This is a genomic window from Corallococcus sp. AB038B, from assembly GCF_003668955.1.
Classification (GTDB): Bacteria; Myxococcota; Myxococcia; order Myxococcales; family Myxococcaceae; genus Corallococcus; species Corallococcus exiguus.
In genome coordinates this window covers 1,818,684-1,834,517 of sequence record NZ_RAWO01000001.1, presented here as the reverse complement: position 1 = coordinate 1,834,517, position 15,834 = coordinate 1,818,684, and the positions used below count along the sequence as shown (strand labels likewise).

The 15,834-nt window shown below is 70.1% G+C and carries 16 protein-coding genes; 6 read left to right on the top strand and 10 right to left on the bottom strand.

All coding sequences use genetic code 11. The features are described 5' to 3' along the window. The first annotated feature begins 24 nt into the window (after positions 1-24). Together D7Y04_RS07655 and D7Y04_RS07650 are read left to right on the top strand one after the other, a co-directional pair. The gene (locus D7Y04_RS07655; RefSeq protein ID WP_121758769.1) at positions 25-777 is read left to right on the top strand and encodes a hypothetical protein; all 753 of its coding nucleotides are present in this window, start codon (positions 25-27) and stop codon (positions 775-777) included. A gap of 145 nt (positions 778-922) precedes the next feature. After that, positions 923-1,282, top strand: coding sequence for a GFA family protein (locus D7Y04_RS07650; RefSeq protein ID WP_120577988.1), 360 nt, complete (start codon positions 923-925; stop codon positions 1,280-1,282). Positions 1,283-1,292: 10 nt separating this feature from the next. Here D7Y04_RS07650 and D7Y04_RS07645 read toward each other — a convergent pair whose 3' ends face one another. From D7Y04_RS07645 to D7Y04_RS07625, 5 genes are all read right to left on the bottom strand, one after another. Beyond that, positions 1,293-1,736 carry a hypothetical protein gene (locus D7Y04_RS07645; RefSeq protein WP_121758768.1) on the bottom strand — a complete coding sequence of 148 codons (444 nt, stop codon included), beginning with the start codon at positions 1,734-1,736 and terminating at the stop codon, positions 1,293-1,295. Between the two features lie 32 nt (positions 1,737-1,768). Next, positions 1,769-2,920, bottom strand: coding sequence for a zinc-dependent alcohol dehydrogenase (locus D7Y04_RS07640; protein ID WP_121758767.1), 1,152 nt, complete (start codon positions 2,918-2,920; stop codon positions 1,769-1,771). Positions 2,921-3,001: 81 nt separating this feature from the next. Beyond that, complete coding sequence (locus tag D7Y04_RS07635) at positions 3,002-3,688, bottom strand: DNA-3-methyladenine glycosylase (protein ID WP_370457089.1); 687 nt, start codon at positions 3,686-3,688, stop codon at positions 3,002-3,004. Positions 3,689-3,750: 62 nt separating this feature from the next. After that, a complete protein-coding gene (locus D7Y04_RS07630; protein WP_121758766.1) occupies positions 3,751-4,239 on the bottom strand; it encodes a hemerythrin domain-containing protein in 489 nt (162 codons plus the stop codon). Between the two features lie 81 nt (positions 4,240-4,320). Beyond that, the gene (locus D7Y04_RS07625; protein WP_121758765.1) at positions 4,321-5,835 is read right to left on the bottom strand and encodes an FAD-dependent oxidoreductase; all 1,515 of its coding nucleotides are present in this window, start codon (positions 5,833-5,835) and stop codon (positions 4,321-4,323) included. A gap of 226 nt (positions 5,836-6,061) precedes the next feature. Here D7Y04_RS07625 and D7Y04_RS07620 point away from each other — a divergent pair, with 226 nt between their 5' ends. The 4 genes from D7Y04_RS07620 to D7Y04_RS07605 are packed head-to-tail and all read left to right on the top strand — an operon-like array spanning position 6,062 to position 9,594. After that, positions 6,062-6,280, top strand: a complete 219-nt coding sequence (locus D7Y04_RS07620) for a hypothetical protein (RefSeq protein ID WP_120577993.1) — start codon at positions 6,062-6,064, stop codon at positions 6,278-6,280. A gap of 4 nt (positions 6,281-6,284) precedes the next feature. Beyond that, the gene (locus tag D7Y04_RS07615) at positions 6,285-8,399 is read left to right on the top strand and encodes a PAS domain-containing sensor histidine kinase (protein WP_121758764.1); all 2,115 of its coding nucleotides are present in this window, start codon (positions 6,285-6,287) and stop codon (positions 8,397-8,399) included. Continuing rightward, positions 8,396-8,806, top strand: coding sequence for a response regulator (locus D7Y04_RS07610; RefSeq protein ID WP_121758763.1), 411 nt, complete (start codon positions 8,396-8,398; stop codon positions 8,804-8,806). Before D7Y04_RS07615 ends, D7Y04_RS07610 begins: the two co-directional genes overlap by 4 nt. A 29-nt stretch (positions 8,807-8,835) precedes the next feature. Then, the gene (locus D7Y04_RS07605; protein ID WP_121758762.1) at positions 8,836-9,594 is read left to right on the top strand and encodes a GvpL/GvpF family gas vesicle protein; all 759 of its coding nucleotides are present in this window, start codon (positions 8,836-8,838) and stop codon (positions 9,592-9,594) included. 3 nt (positions 9,595-9,597) lie between these two features. Here the strand turns inward: D7Y04_RS07605 and D7Y04_RS07600 are convergent, their stop codons facing one another. The 5 genes from D7Y04_RS07600 to D7Y04_RS07580 form a co-directional block, all read right to left on the bottom strand. Beyond that, a complete protein-coding gene (locus D7Y04_RS07600) occupies positions 9,598-10,830 on the bottom strand; it encodes a hypothetical protein (RefSeq protein WP_121758761.1) in 1,233 nt (410 codons plus the stop codon). Continuing rightward, positions 10,827-12,698, bottom strand: a complete 1,872-nt coding sequence (locus D7Y04_RS07595; protein WP_121759310.1) for a Gldg family protein — start codon at positions 12,696-12,698, stop codon at positions 10,827-10,829. Before D7Y04_RS07595 ends, D7Y04_RS07600 begins: the two co-directional genes overlap by 4 nt. Next, a complete protein-coding gene (locus tag D7Y04_RS07590; protein WP_014394402.1) occupies positions 12,695-13,417 on the bottom strand; it encodes an ABC transporter permease in 723 nt (240 codons plus the stop codon). Before D7Y04_RS07590 ends, D7Y04_RS07595 begins: the two co-directional genes overlap by 4 nt. Then, a complete protein-coding gene (locus tag D7Y04_RS07585) occupies positions 13,414-14,340 on the bottom strand; it encodes an ABC transporter ATP-binding protein (protein WP_120589646.1) in 927 nt (308 codons plus the stop codon). Before D7Y04_RS07585 ends, D7Y04_RS07590 begins: the two co-directional genes overlap by 4 nt. 71 nt (positions 14,341-14,411) lie before the next feature. Then, positions 14,412-15,824, bottom strand: a complete 1,413-nt coding sequence (locus tag D7Y04_RS07580) for a TIGR01777 family oxidoreductase (RefSeq protein ID WP_121758760.1) — start codon at positions 15,822-15,824, stop codon at positions 14,412-14,414. Between the last annotated feature and the right edge of the window lie 10 nt (positions 15,825-15,834).

Genomic DNA, 15,834 nt, shown 5'->3' with positions numbered 1-15,834 from the left:
CCCCCTTGAATGAAGAGGTTCTCCATGAAGACCCTGTCGATGAAGTCGCTGGTGGGCGCCCTGATGCTGTTCTCCGCTCCGGCGTTCGCGGACTCCACCACCAGCATCCCCGCCTTCGAGGCGAGCATCACCGCCGCGAAGAGCGCCAGCAGCCCCGGCGGCACGACCGTCCTCCGCTCGGAGATCCGCAACGCGCTGGACGCGTTCCTCAACGACGTGGGCCTCGGCGTGGACAGCACCGAGCGCGCCTATCTCACCACCCGCCTCAACAACACGGCCTTCCAGCAATCCATGACGGGCACCGCGGCGAAGTACTTCGCGGACTTCTACGAGCTGAACGACGCGACCTTCACGGGCTACCCGCTGAACCTGTACCCCGTCGCCCAGACGCCCGCGGTGCTGTTCGGCGCCACCGGCTCGTTCTCTTCCGCGCGCATCTCCGAGGGCTACATCCCCAACGGCCAGGGCATCGCCAACCAGCAGACGCTGGGCGAGGCGTTCAGCAACGCCTTCGGTCCGCAGGCCAGCGACTTCGAGCCCATCACCGTGAGGGAGCTCATCGCGCAGCTCAGCGCGTACAGCTACAACGTGGACGAGGTGGAGGGCGCGGTGGCCTACATCACGGCGATTTCGCGCAACAGCAACCGGCTCTACAGGACGGGCTGGAGCTGCCGCGGGTGCGGCGCGCCGGGCTACACGCAGGGCTTCGCCATCGCCGCGGTGAGCACGGACCGCCGCTTCGTGCGGATGATGTCCGTGACGACGTACGCGGACTGACGTGACGCACCGCCGCAAGCGCCCGGCTACACACCAGGGCGCTTGCGGTCCCCGCCGCCTCCGTTCATTGATGCGCGTCACACGCACCGGGTGGGCGGAAGCGCGCTTCCGGCTCGGGCATCACGCAGCAACCGGAGGAAGCACCATGGCGGAGATGAAGACGTATACGGGTGGCTGCCACTGTGGACAGGTCCGCTACGAGGCGACCACGGACCTGGCGCAGGTGGTGAGCTGCAACTGTTCCATCTGCCACAAGATTGGCGCGGTGCTGACGTTCGTCCCGCCGGAGCAGTTCAAGTCCCTCTCCGGCGCGAACGTGGTGCAGACCTACCAGTTCAACAAGAAGGTCATCAACCACCTGCACTGCCCCACCTGCGGCGTGGAGTCCTACGCCACCGGCAAGGGCCCGGACGGCAAGGAGATGTTCGCCGTCAACCTGCGCTGCCTGGACGGCCTGGACCTGTCCACGGTCACGCCCTTCCCCTACAACGGCCGGGACGCGTAAGGCCCGCGCCTCACGCCCGGCGGCCCCGCCACATCAGGCCCCCTGCGACGAGGACCGCCGCGGAAGGAGCGGCCCACGGGAGGGATTTCCGCAGCCGGTGCTCCCAGACGTCCACCCGGTCCGCCAGGAGCAGCAGCATCCAGTGGCCGGGCTTGTGGTCGGGCTTCGCGTAGGCCGCTTTTCGCAGCAAGCCGCTCAGCCCCTTCGGAGGCTGGGCGGTGCCGAACACCGGCGGCATCTGCTTGCGGCCGGCGTGCTTGAACACCGGCACCTCCGCGTGCTGGAGCGCGATGGGCGCGCGAGCACCCGCCAGCGGCTTCGGCGCCGTCTCCATGGGGACGCCCGGACGGTTGGCGGGGTCCTGATCCACGGCCGAAGTGGGGTTCGCTTTCGCCCGCGCCTTCGCGTGGCCGTTCTTCGCGCGACTCGATTTCCGCGTCGTCTTCTGGGGCATGACGTGCCTCCTGTGATGGCGAGTGGTGTCTGTCAGGCGTGGCCGTGCGGCATGAGGACGCACTTCACGCACCCGTCCTGCTTCTGCGCGAACAGGTGGTAGGCGTCCGGCGCCTGCTCCAGCGGGAAGCGGTGGGTGATGATGATCTTCGCGTCGATGCGGCCCTTCTGGATGTGCTCCAGCAGGTGCGGCATGTACCGGCGCGTGTTCGCCTGGTTCATCCGCAGCGTCAGGCCCTTGTTCATCGCGGTGCCAATGGGCACGAAGTTCCACGGCGGCCCGTACACGCCAATGATGGAGACGTTGCCGCCCTTGCGCACGGAGTTGATGCACCACTCGATGACGGTGGGCGCGCCGGCCTCCAGCTTCAGCCCCAGGCCCAGCACGCGGTGCGCGCGCGAGCCTTCCGCCTCCATGCCCACCGCGTCGATGCAGACGTCCGGGCCGCGGCCGTCGAACATCTCCTTCAGGTGCAGGATGATGTCGCCCACCTCCTTGAAGTTCACCGTCTCCACGTTCGCGAACTTCCGCGCGAACTCCAGGCGGTACGGCACGTGGTCCACCGCCACCACGCGGCCCGCGCCCATCAGCCACGCGGACTTCATCGCGAAGAGGCCCACCGGGCCCGCGCCGAAGACGACGACCGTCTCGCCGCCCTTGATTTCGCCCATCTCCGCGGCCTGGTAGCCGGTGGGCAGGATGTCGGAGAGGAAGAGGACGGACTCGTCATCCATGTCGTCCGGAATCTTCATGGGGCCCACGTCCGCGAAGGGCACGCGCACGTACTCGGCCTGCCCGCCGTCGAAGCCGCCCGTGGTGTGCGAGTACCCGTAGACGCCGGAGGCCACGTCGCTGCCGGGGTTGCTGTTCTCGCAGTTCCCGGTGAGGCCGCGCTGGCAGTAGAAGCAGGTGCCGCAGGAGATGTTGAAGGGCACCACCACGCGGTCGCCCTTCTTCAGCTGCGCGACCTCCTTGCCCACCTCCTCCACCACGCCGGTGAACTCATGGCCGAAGGTGCAGCCCACGCGCGTGTCCGGCACCAGCCCGTGCAAGAGGTGCAGGTCCGAACCGCAGATGGCGGCGCGGGTCACCTTGAGGACGACGTCCTGGGGGTGCTCGATGCGGGGGTCCGGCTTCTGCTCCACCTGGACGCGATAGGGACCTTGGTAGGTGAGTGCACGCATGCGCGGGATTCCTCCGTCCCTAACGGGTGAGGACGCCCGCGCGCCAAGGCAAGGGACGGTGCGCTCCCGGCCCCTGCTCGGCTAGCTGCTCTCCGGCGGTGCGAAGGTGCCCACGGGCTTGTCCGCCGCCCGCCACAGGTACCAGCTCACCACGCTGCGATAAGGGCGCCAGCGCTCGCCGTACGCCAGCAGCGCCTTGGGCTTGGGCTGTTCCTTCAGGCCATGCAGCACCATGAAGCCCTTGCGCACGCCGAAGTCGTCCACGGGGAGGATGTCCGGCCGGCCCAGGCGGAAGATGAGCAGCATCTCCACGGTCCACTGGCCAATGCCGCGCACCTGCGTGAGGTGCTCGATGAGGTCCGCGTCGGACATGCGGCGCACGCGCGCGAGCGGCGGCACCGTGCCGTCCACCGTCTTGCGCGCCAGGTCCTGGATGGCCAGCAGCTTGTTCGCGGACAGGCCGGCCTCGCGCAGCGTGGCGTCCGGGAGCGCGAGCAGCTTCTGGGGCGTGAAGCCCTTGCCCTGCCCCACCCGCTCGCAGACGCGGCCGAAGATGGTCGCCGCCGCGCGGCCGTGGAGCTGCTGGTAGACGATGGAGTGCGCCAGCGCCTCGAAGGGGCTGTGCAGCGGGCTCCGCTCGAAGCGGAACGGGCCAATCGTCTTGAAGAGCGTGCCCAGGATGGGGTCCGCGCGCACGAGGGCGCGGCGCGCGGCGGGTGTGAACGCATCCGGCAACAACACGGGGGTGGAAACAGGAGCGCGCGGCATGGACCGCATGCTGCCCGGCCCCACGCCACGCGCAACCCCCGTGTTGCTTCGGACCCGGCGCGCTAGATGGGCGCGGCCCGATCCGTCTCCTCGGGCACGTCGTTGCGGGGCTCGCCCTCCATCAGGGAGTCGTATTCCTCCTCCAACTGGATGCCCAGGTCCTCCAGCTGATCCTTGGTCAGGAGCTTCCGCGCCGCCTTGAAGAGGTCCTTCTCCTCCTCCTCGACGTGGTGCTCCACCTGCTCCTGGAGGACCTTCATCTTCGCGTCGAACTCCTCGTCGGAAGGCTCCATGTCCAGCAGGTCCGCGATGAGGCGCTTGACGGCGAGGTGCTCCTCCACGGCCTCGCGCAGCTCATCCTCCGTGTCGTCCTTCTTGATCGCCGGATACAGGTACAGCTCTTCAATCTTCGCGTGCGCACCCAGCCGGTCGGCGATCTGCTCGAACAGCTCCTGGCGCTGGTCGTCCGCGTGGTCCGCCAGCTTCTCGTACTTCTTGAAGAGCTTGGACACCTCTTCGTGCTGCTGCTTGATCAGTTCCAACGCGTTCATTCCCTGCCCCCTGAATGAAAGTGGATGTGCAGAGAGATGGGGGTGGGACCGTCCGAAAGGAAGCCCACCCGCACGCACTTCTCACTTCATCGGCAGCTTCACGGACGGCAGGTCCTTGAGCGCGGGACCGTTGAGCACGCGCCCGGTGGGGCTGAAGCGGCCGCCGTGGCAGGGGCAGTCCCAGGAGCGCTCCGCGTTGTTCCAGTGCACGTGGCAGCCCAGGTGCGTGCACACCGGGGACACTGCGTGCGGCGTGCCGTCCTCCTCGCGGTACACGGCCACCTTGCGGCCATCCACCTCCAGGATCTTTCCCTCGCCGGGCGCCACATCCGCCAGGTGGTGTCCGTCCGGCCTGGCCAGCCGGTCCGCGACGAAGCGGAAGGCCACCTCCGCGTTCTCCTGGATGAAGTCCTTGGCACCGGCCTTGGGCTTCACGCGGCCCGCGTCGTACAGCGCGGCGTAGGGGTTCTGGTTGCCGAGGATGAGGTCCGACAGCACCATGCCCGCGAGCGTGCCGAACGTCATGCCCGTGCCGGAGAAGCCCGTGGCCACGTACACGTGGCGGCTGCCCACGTTGCGGCCGATATAGGGCAGGCCGTCCGCGGACTCGATGATCTGACCGGACCAACGGTGCGCGATGCGCTTCACGGGGAAGCGGTCGCGCGTGTACGCCTCCAGCGCGGCGAAGCGAGCGGCGGTGTCCTCCTCGCTGCCGACCTTGTGGTCCTCGCCGCCCACGATGACGTAGGACATGCCGTCCACCCGCTGCGTGCGGACGTAGTGATACGGGTCGCGGCTGTCGTAGTACTGGCCCGGCTCCAGCGGCCCGTCCAGCGGAGCCGCCACCGCGTAGGTGCGGTACGGGTAGAGCTTGGTGTGCATGGCCACGCGGTTGAGCGGCGTGGTGGTGGCCTCCACCACCGCCTTCGCCGTCACGGTGCCCAGTTCCGTGACGACGCGGCAAGGCGTGCCGTCATGGATGTCCACGACCTGGGTGTTCTCGAAGAGGTGGCAGCCGTCGCCAGGGATGCGGTCCGCGAGCGCGAGCAGGTACTGCCGCGGGTGGAACACCGCCTGGTCCTCCACGCGCAGCGCGCCCTTCACGGGGAACGGCAGCGGAACCTCCTTCGTATAGGACGCCAGGAGGCCGGCCTGCCGCGCAGCGGAGACCTCGTGCAACAGGTCGCGCAACTCGGCATCCGTCTCCGCGTAGCGGAAGCCCGGCACGCGGGTGAAGCCGCAGTCGATGGCGAGCGTCTCCACCAGGGACGCAATCTGTTCAATGGCTGCGCGGCTGGACGACGCGGCCAGATGAGCACCCTTCTCACCAAAATCTTTCAGGAGCGTGGCGTACGGCGTGTCCAGCAGCTCCGTGAGGTGCGCGGTCGTCTGCCCCGTCTGGCCGGAGAGGACGCGGTGCATCTCCAGCACCGCCACCTTCTTGCCAGCGCGCTTGAGCAGCCAGGCGGTCGTCAGGCCCGCGATGCCCCCACCGATGATGGCCACGTCCACGTCCAGGTCGCCCGGCAGGGAGGGGAAGTCCCGGGGAAGCGTCGTCACCGTCCAGAGGGATTTGTGCTGGCGCTCTTCATTCATGCTGGAAGGCTAGGAATCCGCTTCCCTGGGCATAAGCCACGCCTGCCGAGCCCCGCCCGCCCGGTTGCCCAGCGCCGGGTGTATGCGACCCAACAGAGCTTCGCCCCGGGTGTTGGTCAGTCAGGGGCCGGGCGTGAACAGGGCTGGGGTGCGATGTCGCCAGCGCGTTAGAACGGCCCTTGGACCCGAAGGTCCGCGCCGGGCGGACCCAAGGAGCATGCGCCGAATGCCCGTGGAACGCGTGGCTGGTGGGGCCAGCCTGGTGGACGTGCTGGACCGCCTGCTGGACAGGGGGTTGCGCTTCGACTCGCCGGCCCTGGAGGTCCTGGGCCGCCCCTCTTCTTTGGAGGGGGAGGCGCGCATCGTGGTGGCATTTTCGGAGGTCCGCACCGCAGACTCGCTGGAACGCGGTCGTTCCCCGCGTCCCCCTTCACCCGGAGCGTAAGGTCGTGGCGTCTCCAGCCCCGCTGCCCCCCGCCGAAGCCGACCCCGGGGCGCGCCTCGTGCTCGCCGAGCACCTGCTCGCCTGCGAGTCCGCCGTCGCCTGTGCGCGAGCGGTCGTGGAGTGGCTCGCACGCAGACATGGCGCGTCCACCGCCTGTGTCGGGCCGGGGGATGGCGCGGGTGCGTCCGTGTGCCTGGCCAGTGAAGGGCTGACGGGCGCGCAGCAGGCCGCGCTGGCCCGGGCGTGGGACACGCAGGGCTCGCCGCTCGCTGGCTTCCGCAACCGGCCCGGGGCGCGGTGGCTGGCGGCGGACGCGGTGGAGGGCGCGGCGATGCCCGGTGGGTTCCTCGCGGTGCCGCTGGGCCGCTCCGGAGCGCCCGCAGCCGCGCTGCTGGTGGTGGGGCTGCCCGGCCCGGCCGTACCGGAGGACGTGGCGTGGGTGGCGTCGTGCGCGGGTCCGCACCTGGCCCGGCAGCTGGCCTCGGATGCGCGGGCGCCGCGCCGTCCGGAGCCGGACCGGCTGCTGCGCCGGGTCATCAACGCGGTGTCGGACCCCGTGCTGCTCACGGACACGGAGGGCACGCTGCTCTTCGCCAACGCCCGCGCGGAGGGACTGCTGGCGGCGGGCCCGGACGCGAGCCCCGGCCGCACGCGCGCCGTGGAGCTCAACCAGCGCCTGTTCCGGGAGACGCTCGCGCAGGGCGGCACGTCCGTGCACCGGCGCGAGGTGCCGCTGGTGGATCCGCTGGAGGGCATGGACCTGCTCTTCGAGCTGGTCACCACGCCGGTGCTGGCGCCGGACGGGCCGTCCGTGGTGGTGAGCGTGCTGCGCAACCTGACGGACCTGGGCCGCGCCACGCAGGCGCTGGGGGAGAGCTACCGGCAGCTGCGCGCCACGGAGCGCGAGGCCCGGAGCGAGCGCCACCGCCTGGACCGGGTGCTGGACTCGGTGGCGGACCCCATCATCCTGACCGACCCGGCGGGCGGCATGGTGATGATGAACGACCCGGCCGAGCGCCTCTTCGCGTGGCCTCACGAGGAGGGCCCCGGCGGAGAGCCCACGCTGCGCCGGGTGCGCGCCAACGACGCCCTCTTCGCGTCCTTCCTCGCGAACCTGCTGGGGCCGGTGAACGCGGGCGTGTCGCGCTGGAAGAGCCAGCTGACGCTGGACGAGCCGTCCACCGGCGCGCCCGTGCCCATGGAGGCCATGGCCAACAAGGTGCTGGGCGACGGGGGCGAGCTGACGGGCATCGTCACCGTGTTCCACGACCGCACGGAGGTGCTGGAGCGGGCGCGGCTGCTGGAGCGCGTGAAGGAGGTCTCCAGCGAGCTGGAGGCCCGCGTGCAGTCCGCCACCGCGGAGCTGGCGGAGCAGAACGAGAAGCTGCGCCGTCAGGCCATCCAGTTGGAGCAGGCGAGCGCGGCCAAGTCGCAGTTCCTGGCCAACATGTCACATGAGTTCCGCACGCCGCTGAACGCCATCCTCGGCTACACGAACATGCTGCTGCAGGGCGTGTCCGGGGAGATGACGCCGCCGCAGCGAAGGAACCTCACGCGCATCGACTCCAACGGGCGGCACCTGTTGGAGGTCATCAACGAGATATTGGACATCACCCGCATCGAGGCGGGGCGGATGCCGCTGCACCTGTCGGACTTCGGAATCCCGGAGCTGCTCCAGGAGGTGATGGCGGAGATGGACCCCATCATCGCGCGCAGCAAGTTGACGGTGGACACGCGCCTGGATGATGGGCTGCCAGGGGTGTGGAGCGACCGACAGAAGGTGAAGCAGATCGTCCTCAACCTGTTGTCCAACGCGCTGAAGTTCACGCACGAGGGCGGCGTGCACGTGGTGGTGGAGTATCAGAACGCCACCGGCACCGTAGCCATCTCGGTGAAGGACACAGGCATCGGAATCGACGTGTCGAACCAGGAGAAGATCTTCGAGGACTTCCAGCAGGTGGACAGCTCGCCCACGCGTGCCTATGGGGGAACGGGCCTGGGCCTGTCCATCTGCCGTCGCCTGGCCTCGATGCTGGGGGGACGCGTCTCCCTCCAGAGCGCCCCGGGCGAGGGCTCGACCTTCACCCTGCACTTTCCAAGACGCGCGAGACGGACATGACGAACACCCCGGAAAAGACAAAGCCGCTCGTGCTGGTGGTGGACGACTACCAGGATGCCCGGGAGATGTACGCGGAGTACCTGGAGTTCTCAGGCTTCCGCGTGGCCGAGGCGAAGAACGGCCAGGAGGCGTTGGACAAGGCCTTCGAGCTGGTGCCGGACGTCATCCTGATGGACCTGTCGCTGCCGGTGATGGACGGCTGGGAGGCGACGCGCCGGCTGAAGGGCGACGCGCGCACGAAGAGCATCCCGGTGGTGGCGCTCACGGGGCATGCGCTGAAGGGCCACTCGGAGGACGCGAACGAGGCCGGGTGTGATGCGTACGTCACCAAGCCGTGCCTGCCGGACGCGCTGGTGGACCAGGTGAAGAAGATGATCGCCCTGCGCGAGGCGGCATCCACGCGCTGAAAGCCGTAGCTGCACGGAGGGGGCACGTCATGACGACGAAGACCCAGGCGGAGTCCTCGCGCGAGGGACGGGCACACTACCTCTACGGCATCGTGCGCGAGGACAGCGGATGGAACCTGGACCTCGCGGGGCTGGATGAAGCCCCGGTGCGCCTGGTGCACGAGGGTGGCCTCACGGCGCTGGTGTCCGAACTGGCGAGCCCACGGGTGGTTCCCACGCGGACGCACCTCCTGATGCACCAGCGCGTCACGGAGGCCGTGGTGCGCGAACACACGCTGGTGCCGGTGGCCTTCGGGACGGTGCTGCCGTCGGAGGAGCGCGTGCGGGAGTTGTTGCGCGTGGCGCGCGCGCCGCTGAGCCGGGCACTGTCCGAGCTGGAGGGCCGGGTGGAGCTGGGGCTGAAGGTGTACTGCCACGGCGACGCGCTGACGCGCAGGTTGCTGGAGGCGAAGCCGGAGCTGGCGCGCGGTCCCGCCGAACTCGAGGAGGACCACGAGGCGAGGCTGGAGGCGGCGCTGCACGACTGCACCCGGAAGGACCTGGACGGGCTGAGGGCGGGACTAAGGCCGTTGGCGGAAGCCACGCACGAAGCGCCGCCGCTGGGTGAGCGGATGATGCTCAACACGGCCTGGCTGGTGGACCGCACGCGGGTGGCCGCGTTCGAGGCGCGGGTGCAGTCACTGGTGGCGCGGCTGGACGCGTACACGTTCCGGTTCACGGGGCCGTGGCCGGCCTACAGCTTCGTGGACGTGCGGTTGGACGTGGAGGCGGAGTCCACCGCACGGTGAGATTCAGCGAGGCGCGGTGAGCTTCGCGGCGTCCTCGGCCAGGAGCTCCAGTCCGCCGCCCATGCGCGTCCAGCCTGCGGTGAACTCCGTGCGCGCGTACCAAGAGCCGTCCGGCGTCTTCGCCATGGAGAGCTCGCCCACGGCCTTGCCGGCGCGCTGGTACTCCACGCGGAAGGCAGGCGTGGGAGCCGGGCCCGGAGGGGCTTCGCCCCGTCCCAGGAGCTCCACGGGAGTGAGGCGCCACAAGCGGTCATGCCAGTTGCGGGCGAAGTCGTCTGGAGTGCTCGCAGCATCCACGGGCGACAGCTGCACGGCGCCCGGCGACTTGCCGCTGGCGACGAAGGCGCGGGACGTGGTGCCGGTGGAGATGACGATGTGGTCGAAGCCGTCCACGTCGAAGGTGTGCAGGCGCCGATCCACGAGCCGGCTGGCTGCTGCCTCCAGGTCCGGCAGCAGTCCGGGGCCGAGGAGGAAGACGTGCCCGTCGGTCGTGCGCTGGAGATAGGGGGCGCCCCAGCCCGAAGCGGGCGTGGCGAGTCGGAACGTCTTCGGAGTCCCGTCCAGAGTGAGCGTCAGGCCGCGCTCCGTCTTCACCAGGCCGATTTCCTCCAGCTTCTTGTCGTCCAGGACGCCCAGGTCCCGCTGCGCGCGCAGCGGAGCGAAGCGGGAGAACAGCTTCAGCGCCACGTCGTTGCCGCGCAGCTCGCGGGGCGGAGGCACGGGAGCAGGACTCGCGGGTGTCCCCGCGTCGGTGGAGGCGTTCGCGCCTGCGTTGGCGCGAGGCGCAACCCCAGCGTCGGTGGCCGCCGCGAGCGCGCCTGTGTTGGCCCGAGGCGCGACCCCAGCGTCGGTGGTCACGGTGAGCGCGCCTGTGTTGCCAGCACTTGCTGGCGAGTTCGCGCCAACCTGCGGGCCTGCGTCGGACGTCACGTGGGCCAGTGCTCCCGCGTCGAGCGCGGCACTGCCCGCATCACTGGCGACTCCCGCTTCGGAACCCGGCTTCGCGGGCTTGTTGCCCAAGCGGACCCAGACGGTGTCGCGGTCCTGGGGGTCGCGGAACAACTCCACGAACCGCACCTCCTCGTCGTACCGGATGCGGTCGAGCACGCTCGCCTGCGCATCCTCCACCGTCACCTCACCCTGCGCACGCGAAGGCTCGCGCTGCCACACGAAGAACGCGGCCACGAGCGCCACGCCCGCCAGCACGCCCTGCACCGCCACATCGCGAGCCTTCATCGCGCACCTCCCGCCACCGCGGTGCTCCGGGGAGCACGCCGTCCACGCCGCCGCGTCACGAAGTAGCCCACTGCCAGCACCGCCAGCGGCATCCCGAAGACCGTCGCGTAGAACCACACGACGTCCTGCGAGCGCGTGTGCTGCAACGGCACGTCCTCCTCGCTCGTCGTCACGCCGGAGAGCGCCTCCTCGCCGGAGAGCCAGCGCAGCGTGTCCACCGCGAGATACGCATTGCCCACGTTGCCCAGGATGCCGTCACCCAGCGCGTCCGCGTCCGCGATCACCACCGCGCGCGGTGCGGGCTTGCCCTCCGCGGCGGGCCGCTCCACCGCCACCACCAGCGGCCACGCCTTCGTAACCTCGCCCGGCTCCGGCTCGAAGTCGCCATTGCGGTCCGCGAACGTCTCGCCCTGCGCGCGCACGCTCGTGTCCAGCATCACGCCGGGAACGGGCGGCGTCAGCGGCTCCAGCGCCGTCGCACCCATGAAAGCCACCGCGCCCTGCGAGCCCAGCGCGGACAGCGACGTCACCGACGGATGCGAGGAGAAGCTCGCCGTGCCCAGGTTGGCCCGGTCACTCAGCTGACGCGTGGTGCGGAAGTACACCCGGTCATTCGCCAGCGGCACGCGCAGCGACTTGAGCCCCATCGGTTGCAGCAACGGCTCCAGCGCCGCGCCATCCGGCTCCAGCGCGATCCACAACCGCCCTCCCCGCTCCCAGTACTCGCGCAGCGCGGTGGCCTCTTCCGGGAGCAGCTCCCGCGTGGGCCCCAGCACCGCCACCATCGCCGCGTCGCCCGGCACCGCCGAGCCCAGCCCCTCCGCCACCGTGAGCGTGCGCACATCCACGTTCTGCGCGCGCAGCAACTCCTTGAACTGCGCCACCGACGGCCGGGCCGCCTCACCCTGCACGGGCCGCGTGTCGGCGCGCTCGCCATGGCCTCCCGTGAGGTAGACGATGCGCTGGGGCTTCGCCACCGCCAGCAGCCGCCGCTGCACCTCCGCGTCCAGCCGCTGGAGCTGCCCGCGAGCACGCTCCGGGTCCAATCCCAGCGTGAGGATCTCCTTGCGGGCCCCCCGCGACAGCACCACGGAGCCGTTGTTGCTGACGCCCAGGGCCTTGCCGCGCGCGGGCTCCACCGCCTGGTCCAACGACTCCACGCCCAGCTGCGGACTCTCCGGCTCCAGGTCGCGGAAGTACTGCCGCACCGCCTCGCCCACCTCGTTGGCGGGCGGGAAGAAGAGCGTCACCTGCAAGGGCTCGTTGAGGCCTCGCACCAGCTTGCGCGTCGCATCGCCCGGCTTCGCGGTCCGGAAGTACGACAGGTCCCAGGTCGGGTCCGCTTGCGTCGCCACGTACGTCGCCGCGAACGCGAACACGATGACGAACGCCATGCCCAACCCTGAGAACAGCGCGCTCTTCACGCGCCCCGTCTCCGGCACCTGCGCCCGAGCCATCGCCACGAGCGCGGCCTCCACCATCGCCAGCGGCACGAGCGCGCACAACAGCAGCGCCGGGAACAGCACCGCCAGCACCACTGACAGCCGGGGCGACGAACGCGACAGCGGCTCACCGAGGAGCGCCGTCCCCACGTCCCCCTTCACGAAGTAGAGCACCAGCGCGGCCAGCCCCACGACGTACAGCGTGAGCACCCACCGCTCCAGTGCGCGCCGGTCCGCGGGCGCGGCGATCATCCGCACCGCGCGCCACGCCGTCGCGGCCACCACCACGGCGGTACCCAGCGACGCCAGCGCCACGCGGCCAGAGCCCACGCCCAGCACGCGCTCCGCGAGGAACACGGCCACGAGCCCCGCGACGAACGCCCCCGTCGCGGCGAGCCCCGTCCCGAAAGAAGCCGGCGAGCTCATCGCCACCTCCGCGCTTCCAGCACCCGCGTGGCCGCGAACAGCGCCACGTAGGTGACCACCAGGTAGTAGACGACGTCCCGCACGTGGATGAGCCCTGCCTGGAACGGGGGGAAGTGCTGATTCCACAGCGACATCGCGCTGAAGACGTCGGACAGCGGCTGCTCGGTGATGCGCGCCAGCAGCCAGCACAGGATGAGCGCCACCAGCATCACCGCGGAGAAGATGGCCGCGAGCAGCTGGTTCTTCGCGAGCGACGACCCGAACGTGCCCACCGCCAGCGACGCGCTGCCCAGCAGCAGCAACCCCAGGTAGCCCGCCGCCACGTGCCCGAAGGACACCTTGCCGTTCACCAGCACCAGCAGCGGCATGTAGAGCGTGAGCAGCAGGTACAGCGCCAGGAACGCGAGCCCCGCCAGGAACTTGCCCAATACGATGTCCCGGTCCCGCACCGGCGACGCGTACAACAGCGGCAGCGTGCCCGTCTGGCGCTCTTCCGCGACCAGCCGCATGGACACCAGGATGGCCGCCACGATGGTGAACCCGCTGGAGTAGTAGAAGAAGCCGGACAGCACCTCCGCGGAGCGCTTGCTCGCGCCGCCCAGGGCGTACGCGTTGAAGAACAGCCCGTTCACCGCGAGGATGATGGCCAGGATGACGTAGCCGCTGAGCGTGCGCAGGTAGCCGGCCAGCTCGCGGCGAGCAATCAGGAGCGCCTTCACGCCTTCACCTCCTGCCCATGCGTCAGGCGCAGGAACAGCGCCTCCAGTTGCCCCTCGTTCGCGTCCAAGCGCAACAACTCCAGGCCCGCGCCCACCACCGCCCGCGCCACCTGGGGCCGCAAATCCGGCGCCGCCGCGACTTTCAGGGCCAGCACTCCGCCCGCCCCTTCCCGCACCTCCACCGCGCCGAAGCCCTGCAACGCTTCGAGTGCCCGCGCGCGGTCGCCCCGCACCTCCAGCACGATGGACGGGCCGCCCAGGCTTCGCGACAGCTCCTCTTCACTGCCCTGCGCCAGCAGCGTGCCCTTGTGGATGATGAGCAGGCGGTCACACGTCTGCGAAATCTCCGGGAGGATGTGGCTGGACACGAGCACCGTGTGCGCGCCCTTGAGGCCGCGGATGACGTCGCGCATCTCCACGATTTGAAGCGGATCCAGGCCGCTGGTCGGCTCGTCGAGGATGAGCAGCGCGGGTTTGTGCACCAGCGCCTGCGCCAGTCCCACTCGCTGGCGGTAGCCATGGCTGAGCGTGGAGATGACCTCGCCGTGCACATCGCGCAGGCCGGTCTTCTCCTCGGCTTCGCCGACGTGGGACGCGGTGGCCTTGGCGGGCACGTCGCGCAGCCGGGCGACGTAGGCCAGGTATTCGCCCACCGTCATCTCCTCGTAGACGGGGGGCACGTCCGGCAGGTAGCCGATGCGCTGGCGCACCTCATGGGACTGGCTCACCACGTCGTGCCCGTCGATGACGACGCGGCCCGAGGTGGGCAGCAGCACGCACCCCAGGATTTTGAGTGTCGTCGACTTGCCGGCGCCATTGAGGCCCAGGAAGCCGATGACCTCGCCCTGGCCGATGGTGAAGGCCAGGTCCCGGATGGCCGCGTGCTCGCCGTAGAACTTCGTCAGCCCTTCGACCTGGATCAATCAGGACTCCTCGAAGCGAGGGGAAACGGCGCACTTCTGTCGCCCCTCCCGAGGAGTGTCAAGCACGGGGCTTACCCGTGGCGGTATTCGGCGCCGTCGGTGGTCCGGCCCAGGGTGAATCGCAGCGTCTCCTCCAGGCCGGGCAGGAGGAAGGAGAAGCCGTGGGCCTGGGCCACCGTGGGCAGGGCATGGGTGCTGGACAGGAGGGTCTCCTCGCCCATCTGCCCGAACACGGTCTTCACCACGGCGGCGGGCAGCGGGAACACCGCGGGACGGTGGAGCACCTTCCCCAGCACCTTCGCCAGCTCGCCCTGTCGCACCGCGTTCGGAGACACGGCGTTGAGGGGGCCCTGGATGGACGGGGTGAAGATGGCGAACTGGATGAGGCCCAGCACGTCCTCCAGGGACACCCAGCTCAGCCACTGACGTCCGGAGCCCACGGGCCCGCCACCGCCCGCCTGGGTCGCGAGCGCCAACTTCGCGAGCGCCCCGCCGCGCGCGTCGAGCACCACGCCGATGCGCAGGTTCACCACGCGGATGCCTGCTTCCCGTGCGGGCGCGGTAGAGGCCTCCCACTGGCGCGTGAGGTCCGCGAGGAAGCCGTCGCCGGAGGAGGACGTTTCGGTGAGTTCCTCGTCGCCCCGGCTGCCGTAGTAGCCGGTAGCGGAGGCGCAGATGAGCACGCGCGGCTTGCGGGTGGCGCGGGCCAGCGTTTCACACAGCAGGCGGGTGCTCTCGGTGCGGCTCTTGAGGAGCTCCTGCTTGCGCTCCTCGGTCCACCGGCCTTCGCCCACGTTCGCGCCGGACAGGTGCACCACGGCGTCCACGTCCTCCAGGCCCGCGGCGTCGACAGTGCCCTTGTCGGGAGCCCAGGAGATGTCCCCGCGAGCAGCGTTCGCCCGGCCGCGCACCAACCGCTTCACGCGGTGGCCGCCGGTGGTGAGGAACGACGCCAGCGCGGAGCCCAGCATGCCGGACGCACCGCCGATGGCCACGGTGAGCGGGCCCTCGTTCGCGAAGGCCCCATGACGGCGCAGGTCCGCGCGGGTGAGCGAATGGCGGTACGCGAACATGCGCTCCAGGCGCTTGCGCGCGTAGCCACCGCCGAAGGTGTCCCCCAGCGCGCCCACGGGCAGTTCGTACTGGATGGAGTCCTCCAGGACGGAGGTCTGGCCCGAGGGGTTCATGCGGTGGTCATGGATCCACTTCGCGAACGGGCCTTCACGCTGGGTGTCCTGGAAGGAGGAGCCCTCCACGTAGGCGGTGTGCTCGGCGACCATGCGCTGGGGGATGGGGCCCAGGAGGAGCTTCACGACGACGCGAGCGCCGGGGCGGATGCCGTCGCCGGAGCGGTCCACGACTTCAGCGGTCTCCCAGGGGGGCGACAGGCGTTCGAAAGCCCCCTCGCGGGTGTGCCAGGAGAAGAGGTCGGCGGCAGGGACCGGCATCTGGCTGTGCGCTTCGAAAACGTGCGGCTTGCCCATGGTTTCTCCA

Coding starts and splice junctions, on each gene's coding strand:
- D7Y04_RS07655 (WP_121758769.1), top strand. CDS start 25: ATGAAGACCCTGTCGATGAAGTCGCTGGTGGGCGCCCTGATGCTGTTC.
- D7Y04_RS07650 (WP_120577988.1), top strand. CDS start 923: ATGGCGGAGATGAAGACGTATACGGGTGGCTGCCACTGTGGACAGGTC.
- D7Y04_RS07645 (WP_121758768.1), bottom strand. CDS start 1,736: ATGCCCCAGAAGACGACGCGGAAATCGAGTCGCGCGAAGAACGGCCAC.
- D7Y04_RS07640 (WP_121758767.1), bottom strand. CDS start 2,920: ATGCGTGCACTCACCTACCAAGGTCCCTATCGCGTCCAGGTGGAGCAG.
- D7Y04_RS07635 (WP_370457089.1), bottom strand. CDS start 3,688: ATGCCGCGCGCTCCTGTTTCCACCCCCGTGTTGTTGCCGGATGCGTTC.
- D7Y04_RS07630 (WP_121758766.1), bottom strand. CDS start 4,239: ATGAACGCGTTGGAACTGATCAAGCAGCAGCACGAAGAGGTGTCCAAG.
- D7Y04_RS07625 (WP_121758765.1), bottom strand. CDS start 5,835: ATGAATGAAGAGCGCCAGCACAAATCCCTCTGGACGGTGACGACGCTT.
- D7Y04_RS07620 (WP_120577993.1), top strand. CDS start 6,062: ATGCCCGTGGAACGCGTGGCTGGTGGGGCCAGCCTGGTGGACGTGCTG.
- D7Y04_RS07610 (WP_121758763.1), top strand. CDS start 8,396: ATGACGAACACCCCGGAAAAGACAAAGCCGCTCGTGCTGGTGGTGGAC.
- D7Y04_RS07605 (WP_121758762.1), top strand. CDS start 8,836: ATGACGACGAAGACCCAGGCGGAGTCCTCGCGCGAGGGACGGGCACAC.
- D7Y04_RS07600 (WP_121758761.1), bottom strand. CDS start 10,830: ATGAAGGCTCGCGATGTGGCGGTGCAGGGCGTGCTGGCGGGCGTGGCG.
- D7Y04_RS07595 (WP_121759310.1), bottom strand. CDS start 12,698: ATGAGCTCGCCGGCTTCTTTCGGGACGGGGCTCGCCGCGACGGGGGCG.
- D7Y04_RS07580 (WP_121758760.1), bottom strand. CDS start 15,824: ATGGGCAAGCCGCACGTTTTCGAAGCGCACAGCCAGATGCCGGTCCCT.